This window comes from Pseudomonas sp. S36 (assembly GCF_016647875.1).
Taxonomy (GTDB): domain Bacteria; phylum Pseudomonadota; class Gammaproteobacteria; order Pseudomonadales; family Pseudomonadaceae; genus Aquipseudomonas; species Aquipseudomonas parafulva.
Window position 1 is genome coordinate 1 of record NZ_JACVVG010000047.1, and the last position, 16,760, is coordinate 16,760.

Consider the following 16,760-nt stretch of genomic DNA (forward strand, 5'->3'; position numbering starts at 1 on the left):
ACCCAACCCCCTCGAACCTGCAACCGCCACCCCACCCAACCCAGCGTCACCGCCCGCAACGCCATGAAGCCAAGAAAGGCCAGCCACAACCCGTGGTTGCCAAACCCGCTCATCACCACGCCGAAGGGCAGTGCCACCAACACCGACAGCAGCATTGCATTGCGCATCTCCCGTGCCCGGGTCGCGCCGATGAACAGCCCGTCCAGCAGGTAGCTCCACACCGCGATCAACGGCAGCACCGCGAGGTAGGGCAGGTACGGGTACGCCGCCATGCGCACGCTTTCGATGTTGGTCTGCAGGTCGATGAACAGGTGCCCACCCAGCAGGAACAAACCGGCAAAACCCAGGCTGACGAACAGTGACCAGCCACCGGCTATCACCAGGGAACGCCGCAAGGTGTCCCGGTCCCGTGCACCAATGGCATGGCCGCACAAGGCTTCGACTGCATGGGCCAGCCCGTCCAGGGCGTAGGCTGTGAGCAGCAGGCCGTTGAGCAGCAGCGCATTGGCCGCCACGGTCGCTTCACCCAGACGAGCGCCTTGCACCGTGATCAGCAGAAACACCACTTGCAGCGCCAGGCTGCGCAAAAAGATGTCGCGGTTCACTGCCAGCAAAGGCCGCCAGGCCTGCCAGCGGGTGAGTGCCCGCCACGCCACTTGCCCTGGGTGGGCTCGCAAGGCTGGGCGGGTGAGTGCCAGGCCGAGCAGGGCAGCGCTCCACTCGGCAATCACCGACGCCCGCGCCGACCCCAGCACCCCCCAGTCCAGGCCCAGCACGAACCATAAATTCAGCGCGATATTCAGCAGGTTGGTGGTCAGCAGGATCGCCAGCGGCGCCCTTGCATTCTGGGTGCCCAGGAACCAGCCAACCAACGCGTAGCTGGCCAGCGCCGCCGGCAAACCCAGCAGCCGGGTGTGAAAGAATGCCTCGGTGGATTGCTGCAGCGCGGCGCTGGGCTGCATCGCATGCAGGGCCAGCTGGCTGAAGGGCAGGGCCACCAGGGCGATCAGCACGGCCAGGGCGAGGGCCAGCAATAGCCCCTGCACCAGCACCTGGCGCAAGGCCGCGCCGTCGCCCCGCCCGGCTGCCTGGGCAGCGAAACCGGTAGACCCCATGCGTAGAAACCCCAGCAGGCCCACCATGAAGGTGAAAAGCGTGCCGCCCACGGCCACGGCCCCCAGCTGATGGGCGTGGGGCAGGTGGCCGATCACCGTGCTGTCCACCAGGGTAACCAGCGGCACGGAAATATTGGACAGGATCATCGGCGCGGCCAGCGCCCACACCTTCAGGTGGGTGGGGCGGTGCCGCCAGTCGGTAAGCATCGAGGTCATCGGGGGCCTGGAAAGTCGGGGTTGCAGTACAGCCGTATGGCAATGCAGCAACAGAGTGTACCGACCACGCAACCAATATGCCCGAGCGGGGTCTCACTTGCCGCGTCGCGCTGGGTGCCATGCCTGCGCGTGCGCTATAGTTGCAGCCCTCACCTACATACTGTCCAAGAGTTTGTACTCCATGTTCAACAAAGGATTGTTGCTGGCCTGTGCGCTGGCCCTGCTTAGCGCCTGTGACTCTTCCACGCCGGACAAGCCGGCACCTGCCCAGAAGCCGACGGCCGCCGCAAGCCAACCCGTCAAGCGCGAAGATCCGGCGCTGCTCGCCGAGCGTTACAAGGGCCGCGAGCTGACCGTGCTGGACGCCTCCGAAGTGCAACTCGATGGCGCAGCCACGCTGTCGCTGAGCTTCTCGGCGCCGCTGGACGCCAAACAGGACTTCGCCAGCAAGGTGCACCTGGTCGATACCGTGAAGGGCAAGGTCGATGGCGCCTGGGAGCTGTCCGAAAACCAGATGGAGCTGCGTCTGCGCCACCTGGAGCCCAAGCGCAAACTGGTGCTGACCGTGGACAAGGGCTTGCTGGCAGTCAACGGTGAGCAGTTGCAGGACGAGTCCATCACCCGCCTCGAAACCCGTGACATGCAGCCGACCATCGGCTTTGCCAGCCGGGGTTCGCTGCTGCCGACACGCCTTGCCGAAGGCCTGCCGGTCATTGCCTTGAACGTGGACAAGGTGGATGTGGAGTTCTTCCGGGTCAAACCGGACATGCTCTCGTCGTTCCTCGCCAACTGGGGGCGTAGCAGCAGCCTGGAGTACTACCAGTCCAAAGACACCCTGAGCATGGCCGAACTGGTGTACAGCGGCCGCTTCGACCTCAACCCTGCGCGCAATACCCGCGAAACCGTGCTGCTGCCGATTGCTGGCATCAAGCCCTTGCAAGCGCCTGGCGTGTACCTGGCGGTGATGCGCGCATCGGGTACCTATGACTACTCGCAGCCGGTCACGATGTTTACCTTGAGCGACATCGGCGTGTCTGCCCATCGTTACCGTGACCGTATCGACGTGTTCGCCCAGGCCCTGGAGGGTGGCAAGGCACTGAACGGCGTCAACCTCGAAATCCATGACGAAAAAGGCAAGCTGCTGGCGCAGGCCAGCACGGACGGCAAGGGCCATGCCCAACTGCCGATCACGACCAAGGCCGATACCCTGATCGCAACCCAGGGTGTGCACACCACGCTCCTGCGCCTCAATACTGCAGCCCTGGACCTGGCCGAATTTGACATCACCGGCCCCCAGGCCAACCCGCTGCAGTTCTTCATTTTCGGCCCGCGCGACCTGTACCGGCCTGGTGAGACGGTGCTGCTCAACGGCTTGCTGCGCGACCAGGACGGCAAGCCGGTGAAATCCCAGCCAGTGAATGTGGAAGTGCGGCGCCCGGATGAGCAGGTCAGCCGCAAGTTTGTCTGGGAGGCCGACAACAATGGCCTGTACCAATACCAGTTGCAGTTGGCGACCGAGGCCCCAACCGGCCGCTGGCAGCTGCTGCTCGACCTGGGTGGCGGGCGCAAGCAGGTGTATGAATTCCTGGTCGAGGATTTCCTGCCCGAGCGGCTGGCGCTGGAGCTCAAAGGCAGTAGCAAGCCCCTTGCACCCGATGAAGATGCGCGCATCCAGGTGACCGGCCGCTACCTGTACGGCGCACCGGCGGCAGGCAACCGCCTAAGCGGTCAGGCCTATGTTCGCCCGCTGCGTGAGGCGGTGCCTGCGCTGCCCGGCTACCAGTTTGGCTTGGTCACCGAGGCCGAGCTGACCCAGGACCTGGAACTGGACGAAGTCACCCTCGACCAGGCGGGCAAGGCCGTACTCGACATCCCCAGCCGCTGGGGCGAAGCGCGTTCGCCGCTGCAACTGACCGTGCAGGCCAGCTTGCAGGAGTCCGGTGGCAGGCCGATCACTCGGCGCCTGGAGCAACCTGTGTGGCCCGCCGAGCGCCTGCCCGGGCTGCGTGGGCTGTTTGATGGTGAAGAAACCAACAGCGATGGCCCTGTCGAGTTCGAATTCGTGGTAGCCGACCGCGAGGGAAACAAGCTTGCGGCCAACGACCTGAAAGTGCGGCTGATTCGCGAGCGACGCGATTATTACTGGAACTACTCCCAGAGTGATGGCTGGAGCTACGCCTACAACGAAAAATTCCTCACCCAGAGCGAGGAAACCCTCAGCGTCAAGGCGGGCTCCACCGCCAAGATGAACTTCCAGGTGGAGTGGGGGCCCTACCGCGTGGAGGTGGAAGACCCACAGACCGGTATGGTGTCAAGCGAACGCTTCTGGGCCGGTTACCGCGCCCAGGATAACGCCGAAGGTGGCGCCGTACGGCCAGATCAGGTCAAGCTGGCGCTGGACAAGCCGTCCTATGCCGACGGCGCGACCGCCAAGGTCACTGTCACCCCGCCTGCCGCAGGCAGTGGCTACCTGATGATCGAATCCAGCGATGGCCCGTTGTGGTGGCAGGAAATCGATGTACCTGCCGAGGGCAAAACCTTCGAGGTGCCGCTGGACAAGGCCTGGGCGCGCCACGACCTGTACCTGAGCACCTTGGTGATTCGCCCGGGTGAGCGCAAGGCCAATGCCACGCCCAAGCGTGCGGTGGGTGTGCTGCACCTGCCGCTGGACCGCGCCGAGCGCAAGCTGGCGGTGAGCTTGCAGGCACCGGAGAAAATGCGCCCCAAACAGCCGCTTACCGTGAAGATCAAGGCCGCCAGAAGCAATGGCAGCGTGCCCAAGCAGGTGCATGTGCTGCTGTCGGCGGTGGATGTGGGCATTCTCAACATCACCGACTTCAAAACCCCAGATCCCTTCGCCAGCCTGTTCGGGCGCAAGGCCTATGGCGCCGACCAGCTGGACATCTACGGCCAACTGATCGAAGCCGGGCAAGGTCGCCTGGCCAGCCTGGCATTTGGTGGCGATGCGGCCATGGCCAAAGGTGGCAAACGCCCCAATACCACGGTGACCATCGTCGCCCAGCAGAGCCTGCCGGTGACCCTGGGCGAAAACGGCGAAGGCCAGGCCAGTGTCGATATCCCCGACTTCAATGGTGAACTGCGCGTGATGGCCCAGGCCTGGGCCGAGGAAGACTTCGGCATGGCTGAAGCCAAGACCGTGGTCGCTGCGCCGCTCATTGCTGAACTGTCCGCCCCGCGCTTCCTGGCGGGTGGTGACCGTACCCGCCTGGCGCTGGACCTGGCCAACCTGTCGGGCCGTGCCCAACAGCTGAACGTGGAGATCACCACCGAAGGGCAAGTCAGCCTCACGGCCAGTGCCGTGCAGGCTGTAACCCTGGCTGAAGGCCAGCGCTCCACGCTGATGATCCCTGTGCAAGCTCAAGGCGGGTTGGGGCAGGGCAAGGTCCACGTGCGTGTCACAGGCCTGCAATTGCCGGATGAGCCAGCGGCTGCGTTCGAACGTGAATGGACGCTGGGCGTGCGGCCTGCCTATCCGGCCATGCTCAAGCATTACCGCGTGGCACTGAAAGACCAGCCCTGGACCCTGCCCGAAGCAGACCTGGCGTCCTATGAGCCGGCGGGCCTCGAAGCCACCCTGGCGCTGTCGAGCCGGCCGCCGCTGAACCTGGGCGAGCAGATTCGTGCGCTGGAAGCCTACCCCTATGGTTGCCTGGAGCAGACCACCAGCGGCCTCTACCCATCGCTGTACGCCGATGCCGACAGCCTCAAGCGCCTGGGCATCAAGGGCGAACCGGCAGACGTGCTCAAGCGCAAGATCGAGATGGGCATCGAACACCTGCTGGGCATGCAGCGTTACAACGGCAGCTTCGGCCTGTGGAGTTCGGACAGCGAGGAGGAGTACTGGCTGACCGCCTACGTGAGCGACTTCCTGCTGCGGGCCCGTGACCAGGGTTACGGGGTGCCGGCCGAAGCCTTGAAGAAGGCCAACGAACGCCTGCTGCGCTACTTGCAGGAGCGCAACCTGATCGAAGTGGACTACAGCGACAACGCCGATCACACCCGCTTTGCGGTTCAGGCCTATGCCGCTCTGGTATTGGCGCGCAGCCAGCAGGCACCGCTGGGTGCGCTGCGTGGCCTGTTCGAACGCCGGGCCGATGCCCGTTCTGGCCTGCCGCTGGTGCAACTGGCCGTGGCCTTGGACAAAATGGGTGACAAGCCCCGTGCGCAGCAGGCGCTGCAGGCTGGCCTTGCAGTCAGCCGTGGCAAAGGCTGGATGGCCGATTACGGCAGCGCCCTGCGGGACCAGGCGCTGATTCTGGCACTGCTGCAGGAGAACAACCTTGCCAGCGGCCAGGTCGATCAACGCCTGTTTGCCCTGTCGGATGAGCTGGCTGCCAACCGCTGGCTCTCTACCCAGGAGCGTAATGCGCTGTTCCTGGCAGGCCGTGGCTTGCTCGGTAAACCTGAAAGCCCATGGAAAGCGCGGCTGGACAGCGCGGGTGAAATCCGCGAATTCGACAACGCCGATGCGGGCATGAAGCTGGAGGGCCCGTTACTGGCCTCCCCGCTGACCGTGCAGAACCAGGGCGGCGAGACGCTTTATCAGCAACTGACGGTTTCGGGTTACCCCCGTCAGGCCCCAGCGGCCAGCGGCAATGGTATGCAGGTCCGTCGTGAGTACCTGGGCATGAATGGCCAGCCGCTGGACCTGGGTAACCTGCGTAGCGGTGACCTGGTGCTGGTACACCTGGCGCTGAAGGCCGAGGACCGTGTGCCTGATGCGCTGGTAGTCGACCTGCTGCCAGCCGGCCTGGAGCTGGAGAACCAGAACCTGGCGCAAAGCGCTGCCAGCCTGGACAACGCCAGCAGCGCGGTGAAAGAGTGGCGTGAGTCGATGCAGAACGCGAATGTGGTGCACCAGGAATACCGCGACGACCGTTACGTCGCGGCCGTCAAGCTCGACGGCTACGGCACCACCCACCTGCTGTACCTGGCGCGTGCAGTCACCCCGGGCACCTACCGGGTGCCGCCGCCGCAGGTAGAGTCGATGTACCGCCCGAACCTGCAGGCTGTGGGTGACGGGCAAGGGGAAATGACAGTCAAGCCGCGTTAGGCAGCGGTAGCGCCAGGCAGCGGGGCGATGTGCCCACCTGCCTGGCGCCCACCACAGGCACCCCGGCGCTTAGTGTATGACCCAGCTCATCACCCACAACCCCAGCACCAGCCAGATGATCCCGAGGATGATCGAGGCTCGCATGAACGCGCGGATTGCCGAGTACAGCAGCATCAGGCCGACGATCAGCGCCAGGATGCTGACCAGCGAGGTGTCCATGCCCAGGGTGCGTGCCAGGCCGTCGACGAAGTTGCCACCGGCATTGGCCAGCAGGTTGAACAGGCCGCTCAACGCGTCGACGATGATGCGGATCAGCGACCCCAGCGCCTGGCCCAGCCACTCGAAAAAACCTTCTACATGCATAGTTGCTTCCTGATGATCGACTCGGCGATTGTGCCGTCCCCAACCCTTTGGCCATTATCTGGCCAGGTCGGTTCCCGATGCCAAGCTTAGCGTGGCCGCGCACCCGTGCGGGCAAGCTGCTGCGCGCTGCGCTACTCGGCAGCCTGATTGTGGTTGGCCTGCTGTGGCTGGCTGATCGCCTATGGCCGCTGCCGATGCCCCAGGACGACCTGGCGCGCGTGGTGCTTGCCGAAGACGGTACGCCCCTGTGGCGCTTTGCCGATGCCGACGGTGTCTGGCGTTACCCGGTCAGCCCCGAGCAGGTGTCGCCGCTTTATCTCGAGGCGCTGCTCACCTACGAGGACCGCTGGTTCTATCGCCATCCGGGGGTGAACCCGCTGGCGCTGGCCAGGGCGGCCTGGCTGAACCTCAGCGGCGGTCGGGTGGTGTCGGGGGGCAGTACCCTGTCGATGCAGGTGGCACGGCTGCTCGACCCGCATGACCGTACCCTGGCAGGCAAACTGCGCCAGCTGTGGCGCACGCTACAGCTGGAGTGGCACTTGCCCAAGCGCGAGATCCTGCAGATATACCTGGACCGCGCGCCGTTCGGCGGCACGTTGCAGGGCGTTGCCGCCGCCAGCTGGGCCTACCTGGGCAAGTCGCCCTTGCACCTGACGCCCGCCGAAGCCGCGCTGCTGGCCGTGCTGCCCCAGGCCCCCAGCCGGCTGCGCCCGGACCGCCACCCAGAACGCGCACAGCGTGCCCGTGACAAGGTGCTGCAACGCCTGGCGCAATACCAGGTATGGCCTGCGCAGCGCATTCGCGAGGCGGCCGAGGAACCGCTGTTGTTGGCGCCACGCCAGGAACCGGCGTTGGCCCCACTGCTGGCACGGCGCCTGAATACGGCCGGTAGCCCGCCCTTGATACGCACCACCCTGGATGCCGCCCTGCAAAGGCGCCTTGAGGACCTGCTGCTGGGCTGGCGCGCCCGCCTGCCCGAACGTACCTCAGCGGCCATCCTGGTGGTCGAGGCGCAGAACATGGCCGTGCGTGCGTACCTGGGCTCGGTCGACCTGGCGGATGACAGGCGCTTCGGCCATGTCGACATGGTGCAGGCGTTGCGCTCGCCAGGCTCCACGCTCAAGCCTTTCCTGTATGGCATGGCGCTGGACGATGGCCTTATTCATTCCGAGTCGTTGCTGCAGGATGTGCCGCGCCGCTACGGCGATTATCGCCCCGGCAACTTTTCGTCCGGCTTCAGCGGCCCGGTGTCGGCCAGCTCGGCGCTGGCGCTGTCACTCAACCTGCCAGCCGTGCAGCTGCTGGAAGCCTACGGCCCCAAGCGCTTTGCCGCACAACTACGCATGGCAGGCTTGCCGCTGATATTGCCGCCGCTGGCCGAACCGAACCTTTCGTTGATTCTGGGCGGCGTCGGCAGCCGCCTGGAAGACCTGGTGGGGGGCTATGCGGCACTGGCCCGTGAGGGCAACACGGCCCAGATACGTTTGCAGCCTCAGGCTCGGTTGGTGGAGCATCGCCTGATGTCACCGGGTGCTGCCTGGATCATCCGCCGCATCCTCAGTGGCCAGGCCCGGCCAGACCGCGACCCTCATGCCGAGTTGGTGCAGCGCCCGCAGCTGGCCTGGAAGACCGGCACCAGCTACGGCTTTCGGGACGCCTGGTCGGTCGGGGTGGGGCCTCGCTACCTGATCGGTGTGTGGATCGGCCGGCCCGACGGTACGCCGGTGCCCGGGCAGTTCGGCCTGGCCTCTGCAGCGCCACTGATGCTGCAGGTACATGACCTGTTGACCAACCGTGACCGCCAGCGGGGGCTGAGCATGCCGATACAGCCTGTACCGACGAGTGTGGGGGTGGCTGCGATCTGCTGGCCACTCGGCCAGCCTCTGCAGCGGCACGCCCCGAACTGCCGGCGTCAGCGCTTTGCCTGGACGCTGGACGGCACCATCCCTCCGACCTTGCAGGCGGCGGATCAACCGCTGGGCCTGGGGTTGCACGAAAGCGTGTGGGTCAATGACCGTGGGTTGCGGGTAGACGGCAGTTGCCCGGGTGCCCGGCAGCGCGATATCGCGTTATGGCCGGCGCCGCTGGAACCCTGGCTACCGCGGGCAGAGCGCCGTGCCGCCCTGCTGCCTGCCATCGACCCTGGCTGCCCGCCACAGGTTGCGGCCAGCGCGCCACCGCTGTCCATCGTCGGGGTACGGCCGGGTGATAACCTGCGTCGTCCCGCCAACAGCGCTGAGCCATTGCAGCTTGATGTGTCAGCACTGGGCGGTGCCGGCCGGCGCTGGTGGTTCCTCAATGGCCAGCCGCTGGGTGAGACCCAGGGCCAGGACAGCCTGCCGTTACGCCTGCCGCAGGCAGGACGGGCCGAGCTGAGCGCACTGGACGAAAGCGGCGAAACAGCCCGCGTAACGTTCCAGGTCAGCCAGTGAGGTAGCCCGGCAGGTGTCGCCCATCAGTGGGCGGTGAAGCGCTGATGCACGGGCGCGGAGCCCGGGGTCAGCGCCAACGCCAGTTGGGTGCGGTTGTGCATGTGGGTCAGGCGCAACACCTGGGAGACATACAGCTTGACCGTGTTTTCGGTGATGCCCAGTTCGCAGGCAATCTGGTAGTTGGTCTTGCCCTTGCCCACCAGGCGGGCGACCTCAAGCTGGCGCGGCGAGAGCTTGTCGAACACCGCAGGCAACTCGCTCTCGGTATCCTCGGCATCCCCAGCGCGACGGTGTGCGCCCAGGCCTCGGGCTTTCTCCAGGTCCTGGTACAGCTCGTCGACAGAGTCAGCCAGCTCCTGCAGCCGCTGGTTCAACCCGCCGAGGTCGCTGAGATTGCGTTGGCGTTCCACCAGCACCTCTTCCTGCCGGCGCACGCCTTCGAGCAGTTCGTCCAGGTCCATGGGCTTCTGGTAGTAATCGGCAAAGCCTTCACGCAAGGCGCGAATCACGTCCTGTTTTTCCGCCCGCCCGGTCAGCATGATGGCCTCGAACATGCGCTGCCCCGGGTTGATCTGCTTGAGCGCCCGTACCAGCTCGATGCCGTCACGTTCAGGCATGTGCAGGTCGCAGATGACCAGGCCGATGGCAGGGTCGGCCACGTAGCGTTCGATCGCTTCGTTGGTGGAAAGGGCCGATGTGCACGCGTAGCCCTTGGCTTTGAGGAATTCGCACAACTGTTCAACGATGGCCGATTGATCATCGACCACCAACACCTTTACTTCACTCACTGGTCTGGACACGATCAACTCCCTGTTCGTATACGGCCCTGCTCCCGGGCTAGACGCTCTGGCAGTTTAAAAGTAGCCGTACCTCTGAAATATGTACAAGGCACGTACACATCTTCGGACCGCCGGGATGTTCATTGGATCCATACAGCTGTCAGGAGGAAGCCGGCCAGTACGTAAGGTACGAATGCCTGCTTGTCGCCCATGGCCTCGGTCAGGGCTTGCAGGCGCTTTTTCACCTTGGCATCGAGCAGTGCCCACAAGCGCCTGCGGGTCATCAGCCAGATCAGCAGGCTGATACCGGCCCCGATGAAGGTCCCCAATACATACTGGGGCCCTGTGGCGAGTGCCAGGGCGCCCATCAGCTTGACGTCGTCCGCACCGAAATGGCCGAGCATGTACACCGGCAGGGTAAGCAGCATCACAATCGCCAATGCCCAGCCCGCATCGCCGGGGTCTGCCCCCAACCAGGTGTGGCCGGTTGCGAATAGCCAGAATAGCGCGCAGACGGCCACGCCGAGGGTGAGTACATTTGAGATCTGACGCTGGCGCACGTCCTGTTCGGTGCACAGGGCAAGCCATAGGAGAAGCACAATGCTTTGCATCGACAGCCCACCTTCCCTTGAAGTTGAACACTACCTGTTCAGTCAGGTTTCACAGTCAAGATAGACCGGAACCCGGGAGCGGGCGGGGTGTTGGCAGGGAAAAGGCGTGGCCGGAATGGATTTTGTCGCAGGTGACACAGGGGCCGTCGGGCGGCCCCGCTTCAGCGCTGTTCAATCATTCGATTACCTGCGGCTACCCGGCGGGTAATTCCCCAGTACCTGCGCCACCGTTTTCTGAATGGCGCTGTTACGCTCATCCGGCCCAGGCGGGTAGTTGTTCATGATCTGCTCGGCGCTGCCGCGCCACACCAGTTTGCCATCGCGCCCGTCGAGCAGGTCCACCTGAATCGTCGCCACCTTGTAGTCGACGCTGCGGGTTTCGTTGTACATCGGCCCGCCCCAGTAACCGCCCCAATAGCCACCCCAGCCGCCGCCATAGTTGGTGGTGATTTGTTGTTGGCGCTGTTCGACGATCAGATAGGTACGCACTTTTACATCAGCCTGCTTGCCGGGTTGCACCGGGCGCAGGCCGCGCTGGTCGAGCTGATCGGTTACGGCCTGGCGAATGCGCTGTTCGGTCAGGTCGCTTTTGATGCGCGGGTCGTCCGGGCGGTACTGCAACGCAGGTTCTTGCCAGGCCCAGCTGCGGTAGGCGGCAAAATCGCGACTGGCGTCGTAATCCTGCTGCACGTTGTTGCTCGAGCAGGCAGCCAGCAACACGGCAAACGACAGTAGAAACAGACGGCGCAACATGGTGGTTCTCCGTTAAGCGTTAACTGGGAGGATAGCCGCTGAGTGCCTTGCTGACGGCCTGGCGCACAGCACTTTCACGATCACGGGGCGACCCCTGGTCGCTGCCGCTTTCGGCATTGCCGCTCCACACGGGCTGACCGCTGCGCCCGTCATACAGATCGACGCGTACCACCATCACTTCCACCTGGTAAGTGCGCACCACCGGTACGCTGGCATAGCCACCGTAACCGTTGCGGTACCCGCCGTAGCCGACACTACCGTAGGGGTAAGGGTCGTAACTGTCGTAATCACGAACCTGGCGCAGGCGCTTTTCCAGATGGATGTTGGCGCTTACCAACAAGTCTGGCGAGCCGTTGCGTGCGGGGCGTAGCCCGTGCTGGTCGAGGGCGGCGCTGACGGCATCGGCCAATTGTGCCGGGTCGGCATTTGCCGAGCCGGTGGGCAACTGCCCATTGCGCCAGCCCCAGCTCTGGTAGTGCCCGTAATCCCGGGCAGGGGTGGGGTAGGCACTGGCATCGAAGGTGTTGGCCGCCTGCGCCGGCGCCGGGGGCAATGGCCGGCTACTGGCCACATAGGGGTTGGTGCCCTGACAGCCCGCGAGGACCAGCGGCAGCAGGGCGAGGCGAAACAGACGATACGGCATGCTTCCTCCTGCCTGGCAGATCAACGTGGGCGGCAAACCCAATGCAGGTAACGACCAAGCCCGGCAAAGCTTGGGTGGCGACGGTGGGCCAGTTCCATTTCCAGCAGGTCGAGCAGCTCCGCCTTGTCCTGGAAGTCCTTGGGCATGTAGTCGTGGAACACCCGGATACCGCTTTCACTTTCGACCTGCCACATGGGCTCAAGTTGCGCTTTGAGGTGGCGGGGATCAAGAGGTTTTTGCGGGGTGAGGCTTTGCTTTTCACCTTCCAGCCGGTTGCTGCGCAACTTGCGGAAATGCCCCTTGAGCAGGTTCCGGTACACCAGGGCATCACGGTTGTAGAACGCCAGCGACAACCAGCCTTGGGGCGCTGTGAGCTGGTGCAGTACCGGCAGGATGCTTTCTGGTTCGGCCAGCCACTCCAGCACGGCATGGCACACCACCACATCGTAGGGTTCGGTCAGCTCACCGAGCAGCGCCTGCCAGGGCGCATGAATGAATGTCGCGGCCTGGCCGGCCTCGGCAAAGCGTGCCCGGGCGTCATCGAGCATGGGGGCGGCAGGTTCGGCCAGGGTGACATGGTGCCCGCGCTGGGCCAGCCACAAGGCCATGTGGCCCAGCCCTGCGCCCACGTCGAGGATACGCAGCGGGCGGTCGGGCAGTGCCTCGGCCAGGTCGGCCTGCAGCACGGCAAGGCGGATCGCACCCTTGGCTCCGCCGTAGATTTTTTCGGCAAAGCGGGTGGCCAGTTCATCGAAGTGACGGTCGTTCATCGGGCGAAGCGCCTCTCGCTGTCAGCAAGCTTGGCCCGCGCGACCTGGTCCATGTCCAGGCCAAGCTCGCTGCACAGCAGCAACAGGTAGAGCACTACATCACCGACTTCCTGGCCCGCGTGGGCCAGCTTGTCAGCAGGCAACTGGCGCGATTCGTCTTCGCTCAGCCATTGGAATATTTCGACCAGCTCGGCCATTTCCACACTGGCGGCCATGGCGAGGTTCTTGGGGCTGTGAAAGCGCTGCCAGTCATTGTTGTCGCGGATCTGGTGCAGGCGTTGGGTGAGTTCTTGCAAGTTCATCGGGGCCTCCTGATGCCGCATAGCTTCTGCGCAGGGCCGCTGCAAAGCAAGGGCCCCACACAAACGTACGGTCAACAGTGCCCCGGTTGGCTACAGGCGTGACCAGTGGCCAGCCATGTGCAGCACCCCGGCATGGCCATCCAGCCGCACAGCGCCAATGGGGCCAGCTTCACTGGCGCTGAGTATCACCTCCGAGGGCAAGCGCACGGGCTTGTGGAACGCCACTTCGAACCCGTAGCCACTGGGGGGCAGGTGCCCACGCAATGCCGCCATGGCCATTGCCTTGCTCCACATGCCGTGGGCAATGGCGGTGGGGAAACCGAACAGCCGCGCACTGGCAGCGCTCAGGTGGATGGGGTTGTAGTCGCCGCACACCTTGGCGTAACGCCGGCCAATGTCGCGGTCGGCATACCAGCGCGTGGCTTCGGGCAGGTCTACGGGCTCGTCCGGGGGCGTGGGGGTGGCGGCGCCTTCGAGCTTTAGCCCGCGTACCAGCATGCGGCTGGTCTCCCGCCACAGCGGGCCTATGCCGTCCTGGGCCTCGGTCACCAGGTCGAACGTACCGCCTTTGGCATGGGGTTGCAGATTATCCGCGTACACGGCCATATGCAGCCCTTCAAGCCCACCGAGCGGGCGCAGCACTTCGATGCGATTGTGCAGGTGCACCAGCCCCAGCAACGGGAACGGAAAGTCATGGCCGGTCATCAGTTGCAGTTGCAGGTTGAACGCCATGATGTGCGGGTACGTGGCTGGCAGGCGGCCGTCATCGGCGAAGTGACAGAGCCGCCGGTAGGCTTGCAGGTTTTGCTGCTGCAGTGGGATGTAGCAGCGCAGGCCTGCTTCCGGCAGGCGGTCACCCGTGATGCTGCGCTTGCCAGCGGCGCGCAGGTACAGGCTGGCGCGGCCAGCCGGGCGGTGCACGTGGTGCCAGGTTCGTTTCATGTTCAAGCCCCCATCAGTGCCTGGCCACAGACCCGCAGCACCTGGCCGTTGACTGCACCGGTGCAGGGCTGGCTGAGCCAGGCGATGGCTTCGGCCACGTCCTGGGGCCGCCCGCCCTGGCCGAGTGAGCTAAGGCGTCGACCGGCCTCGCGCAGGCCCATGGGCATGGCGGCGGTCATGTGGGTTTCGATGAAACCCGGGGCTACAGCATTGATGCTGGCACCCCGTTCGGCCAGTGTGGGCGCCCAAGCCTGTGCCAGGCCGATCAGCCCGGCCTTGCTGGCGGCGTAGTTGGCCTGGCCACGGTTGCCGGCTATACCGCTCACCGACGCCAGCAGTGTGATGCGGGCGTGCTGCCCGAGTGCGCCATTGTCGATCAGCGCCTGGGTGAGTATCTGCGGCGCCTTGAGGTTGACCGCCATCACAGCGTCCCAGTACTCCGGGGTCATGTTGGCCAGGGTCTTGTCGCGGGTGATGCCAGCGTTGTGCACCACGATGTCGAGGCCATCGGGCAGGGCAGCGAGCAGTTGCGTTGCTGCGTCGCTGGCGCAGATGTCCAGGGCCAGGGCCTTGCCACCCAGGCGTGCGGCGAGGGCATTGAGCTCTTGGGCGGCCTGGGGCACATCCAGCAGCAGCACGTCGGCACCATCGCGCACCAGGGTTTCGGCAATGGCAGCACCGATACCGCGTGCCGCGCCGGTCACCAGAGCCCGTTGGCCGCCCAGCGGGCGGGTCCAGTCCTGCACGTGCGCAGCGCAGGCCTGCAGGCGCAGCACCTGGCCAGACACGAATGCGCTTTTCGGCGACAGGAAGAAGCGCAGTGCACCCTCCAGCTGGTCTTCGGCACCTTCGCCCACATAAAGCAGCTGCGCAGTGGCGCCATTGCGCAACTCCTTGGCCAGCGAGCGGGTGAACCCTTCAAGGGCTCGCTGCGCCACGCTGGCCAACGGGTCTGCCAGCGACTCGGGAGGCCGCCCGAGCACCACCACATGAGCACAAGGTGCCAGGCTGCGTAACAGCGGCTGGAAAAACTCGCGCAACTGCTTCAAGGCATCGCTGTCGGACAAATGGCTGGCGTCGAACACCAGCGCCTTGATTTTCGGCCCAAGGCCGGCCACCCAGGGCTGTGCCTGCAGGTGCTCGCCATTGAAGCTGTACACGGCATCGGTCAGGCGCGGCGCCACTGTTTCAACCTGGCCCGCCAGTGGCCCGCCGCCTACCACCAATGCACCTTCCACCGGGCGCAGGCGGCCGGACTGCCAGCGCTCCAGGGGTGCCGGGCGCGGCAGGCCCAGGGTATCGACCAGGCGACGGCCCAGGCTGGAATTGGCGAAACCAAGGTAGCGATCGCTCATGAGGGGTCCTCCAGAAGGCAAGCTTGAGAGTGTGGACCAACTTTGCGGCACGGTCGTTCGAATGCGGTAAAAACACCTAGGCTGTACGGATCAAATTGTTTCAGGAGGAACATGCGCATGCGTTCACTACGTCGGGTCGCGATTCTGGGCGGCAACCGAATCCCCTTTGCCCGCTCCAATGGCGCCTACGCTACGGCCAGCAACCAGGCCATGCTGACCGCTACGCTGGAAGGGCTGATAGAGCGTTATCGGCTGCACGGGCTGCGCCTGGGTGAGGTGGTGGCCGGTGCGGTGCTCAAACACTCCCGCGACATGAACCTGACCCGTGAATGCGTACTGAGATCGCGCCTCTCGCCGCTCACGCCCGCCTATGACATCCAGCAGGCTTGTGGCACCGGGCTTGAGGCCGCTTTGCTGGTGGCCAACAAGATTGCCCTGGGGCAGATCGACTGCGGCATCGCTGGCGGCGTGGACACCACTTCCGATGCGCCCATCGCCGTGAACGAAGGCCTGCGCCAGGTACTGTTGCAGGCCAACCGTGGCAAAAGCCTGATGGGCCGGCTGCAACCTTTCCTGAAGCTGCGCCCTCATCACCTCAAGCCTGAATTGCCGCGCAATGGCGAGCCGCGCACCGGCCTGTCAATGGGCGAACACTGTGAGCGCATGGCCAAAACCTGGCATATCGGCAGGGCAGAACAGGACGCGCTGGCCCTGCGCAGCCATCAGGCCCTGGCGGGTGCCTATGCCGAAGGCTGGCAGGACGACTTGCTGACCCCGTTCATGTCGCTTGCCCGGGACAACAACCTGCGCCCGGACCTTACCTTGGAGCAACTGGCCCGCCTCAAGCCGGCCTTCGACCGTACGGACGAAGGCACGCTGACCGCGGGCAATTCCACGCCGCTCACCGACGGTGCTTCGCTGGTGCTGTTGGGCACCGAAGAGTGGGCGCAACAGCAGGGGCTGGAGGTGCTCGCCTATTTGGTGGACGGTGAAACCGCTGCGGTTGACTTCGTCACGGGCCGCGAAGGCCTGCTGATGGCACCGGTGTATGCCGTGCCACGGTTGCTGGCGCGCAATGGCCTGACCCTGCAGGACTTCGATTACTACGAAATCCATGAAGCCTTCGCCGCCCAGGTGCTCTGCACCCTCAAGGCCTGGGAAGATGCCGACTATTGCCGTGAACAGCTGGGCTTGAGCGCACCGCTGGGGGCGATCGACCGCGCCAGGCTCAACGTCAAAGGCAGCTCGCTGGGGGCAGGCCACCCGTTCGCGGCTACCGGGGGCCGTATTGTGGCCAACCTGGCAAAACTGCTGTCGGTGGCGGGGAAAGGGCGTGGGCTGATTTCGATCTGTGCAGCGGGCGGGCAGGGTGTGACGGTGATCGTCGAGCGGTAAGGTAACGTCG

Annotated in this window: 13 protein-coding genes; 3 read left to right on the forward strand and 10 right to left on the reverse strand. The window is 64.9% G+C overall.

The genetic code is table 11. The features are described 5' to 3' along the window. Positions 1–1,331 (reverse strand): MATE family efflux transporter (locus tag IAE36_RS20050; RefSeq protein ID WP_201214209.1); only part of this gene is annotated, 1,331 nt, incomplete at its 3' end. Between the two features lie 181 nt (positions 1,332–1,512). On the opposite strand from IAE36_RS20050, the gene IAE36_RS20055 reads away from it, so the two are divergent. Continuing rightward, positions 1,513–6,405, forward strand: a complete 4,893-nt coding sequence (locus IAE36_RS20055; protein ID WP_201214211.1) for an alpha-2-macroglobulin family protein — start codon at positions 1,513–1,515, stop codon at positions 6,403–6,405. Between the two features lie 69 nt (positions 6,406–6,474). Here IAE36_RS20055 and IAE36_RS20060 read toward each other — a convergent pair whose 3' ends face one another. Beyond that, positions 6,475–6,768, reverse strand: coding sequence for a hypothetical protein (locus IAE36_RS20060; protein ID WP_028633002.1), 294 nt, complete (start codon positions 6,766–6,768; stop codon positions 6,475–6,477). Between the two features lie 77 nt (positions 6,769–6,845). Between IAE36_RS20060 and pbpC the strand changes: the two genes are divergently transcribed. Further along, positions 6,846–9,200: a peptidoglycan glycosyltransferase PbpC gene (gene pbpC / locus IAE36_RS20065; protein WP_201214213.1), complete on the forward strand. Its 2,355-nt coding sequence runs from the start codon at positions 6,846–6,848 to the stop codon at positions 9,198–9,200. 23 nt (positions 9,201–9,223) lie between these two features. Here the strand turns inward: pbpC and IAE36_RS20070 are convergent, their stop codons facing one another. From IAE36_RS20070 to IAE36_RS20105, 8 genes are all read right to left on the reverse strand, one after another. Continuing rightward, positions 9,224–10,000, reverse strand: coding sequence for a response regulator (locus tag IAE36_RS20070; RefSeq protein ID WP_201214215.1), 777 nt, complete (start codon positions 9,998–10,000; stop codon positions 9,224–9,226). Positions 10,001–10,119: 119 nt separating this feature from the next. Then, positions 10,120–10,590 (reverse strand): A24 family peptidase, encoded by a 471-nt coding sequence (locus tag IAE36_RS20075; RefSeq protein ID WP_028632999.1) that lies wholly within the window; start codon positions 10,588–10,590, stop codon positions 10,120–10,122. 183 nt (positions 10,591–10,773) lie between these two features. Further along, complete coding sequence (locus IAE36_RS20080) at positions 10,774–11,343, reverse strand: DUF4136 domain-containing protein (RefSeq protein WP_201214217.1); 570 nt, start codon at positions 11,341–11,343, stop codon at positions 10,774–10,776. 19 nt (positions 11,344–11,362) lie between these two features. Continuing rightward, on the reverse strand, positions 11,363–11,986 hold the full coding sequence (locus IAE36_RS20085; protein WP_201214219.1) for a DUF4136 domain-containing protein: 624 nt from the start codon (positions 11,984–11,986) through the stop codon (positions 11,363–11,365). A gap of 20 nt (positions 11,987–12,006) precedes the next feature. After that, on the reverse strand, positions 12,007–12,756 hold the full coding sequence (locus tag IAE36_RS20090; RefSeq protein ID WP_201214221.1) for a methyltransferase domain-containing protein: 750 nt from the start codon (positions 12,754–12,756) through the stop codon (positions 12,007–12,009). Further along, on the reverse strand, positions 12,753–13,058 hold the full coding sequence (locus IAE36_RS20095) for a MazG-like family protein (RefSeq protein ID WP_201214222.1): 306 nt from the start codon (positions 13,056–13,058) through the stop codon (positions 12,753–12,755). The genes IAE36_RS20090 and IAE36_RS20095 overlap by 4 nt, the downstream gene beginning before the upstream one ends. 90 nt (positions 13,059–13,148) lie before the next feature. Further along, the gene (locus IAE36_RS20100; RefSeq protein WP_201214224.1) at positions 13,149–14,000 is read right to left on the reverse strand and encodes a MaoC family dehydratase; all 852 of its coding nucleotides are present in this window, start codon (positions 13,998–14,000) and stop codon (positions 13,149–13,151) included. A 2-nt stretch (positions 14,001–14,002) separates the two neighbouring features. After that, positions 14,003–15,355, reverse strand: coding sequence for a 3-oxoacyl-ACP reductase (locus tag IAE36_RS20105; RefSeq protein WP_201214226.1), 1,353 nt, complete (start codon positions 15,353–15,355; stop codon positions 14,003–14,005). Positions 15,356–15,472: 117 nt separating this feature from the next. Here IAE36_RS20105 and IAE36_RS20110 point away from each other — a divergent pair, with 117 nt between their 5' ends. After that, positions 15,473–16,750, forward strand: coding sequence for an acetyl-CoA C-acetyltransferase (locus IAE36_RS20110; RefSeq protein ID WP_201214227.1), 1,278 nt, complete (start codon positions 15,473–15,475; stop codon positions 16,748–16,750). Positions 16,751–16,760: the final 10 nt, after the last annotated feature.

Excerpts from the sequence above, each read along its gene's own strand:
- IAE36_RS20110 (WP_201214227.1), top strand. The coding sequence starts at position 15,473 with ATGCGTTCACTACGTCGGGTCGCGATTCTGGGCGGCAACCGAATCCCC.
- IAE36_RS20060 (WP_028633002.1), bottom strand. The coding sequence starts at position 6,768 with ATGCATGTAGAAGGTTTTTTCGAGTGGCTGGGCCAGGCGCTGGGGTCG.
- IAE36_RS20075 (WP_028632999.1), bottom strand. The coding sequence starts at position 10,590 with ATGCAAAGCATTGTGCTTCTCCTATGGCTTGCCCTGTGCACCGAACAG.
- IAE36_RS20090 (WP_201214221.1), bottom strand. The coding sequence starts at position 12,756 with ATGAACGACCGTCACTTCGATGAACTGGCCACCCGCTTTGCCGAAAAA.
- IAE36_RS20100 (WP_201214224.1), bottom strand. The coding sequence starts at position 14,000 with ATGAAACGAACCTGGCACCACGTGCACCGCCCGGCTGGCCGCGCCAGC.
- IAE36_RS20105 (WP_201214226.1), bottom strand. The coding sequence starts at position 15,355 with ATGAGCGATCGCTACCTTGGTTTCGCCAATTCCAGCCTGGGCCGTCGC.
- IAE36_RS20055 (WP_201214211.1), top strand. The coding sequence starts at position 1,513 with ATGTTCAACAAAGGATTGTTGCTGGCCTGTGCGCTGGCCCTGCTTAGC.
- IAE36_RS20095 (WP_201214222.1), bottom strand. The coding sequence starts at position 13,058 with ATGAACTTGCAAGAACTCACCCAACGCCTGCACCAGATCCGCGACAAC.
- IAE36_RS20085 (WP_201214219.1), bottom strand. The coding sequence starts at position 11,986 with ATGCCGTATCGTCTGTTTCGCCTCGCCCTGCTGCCGCTGGTCCTCGCG.
- pbpC (WP_201214213.1), top strand. The coding sequence starts at position 6,846 with ATGCCAAGCTTAGCGTGGCCGCGCACCCGTGCGGGCAAGCTGCTGCGC.
- IAE36_RS20080 (WP_201214217.1), bottom strand. The coding sequence starts at position 11,343 with ATGTTGCGCCGTCTGTTTCTACTGTCGTTTGCCGTGTTGCTGGCTGCC.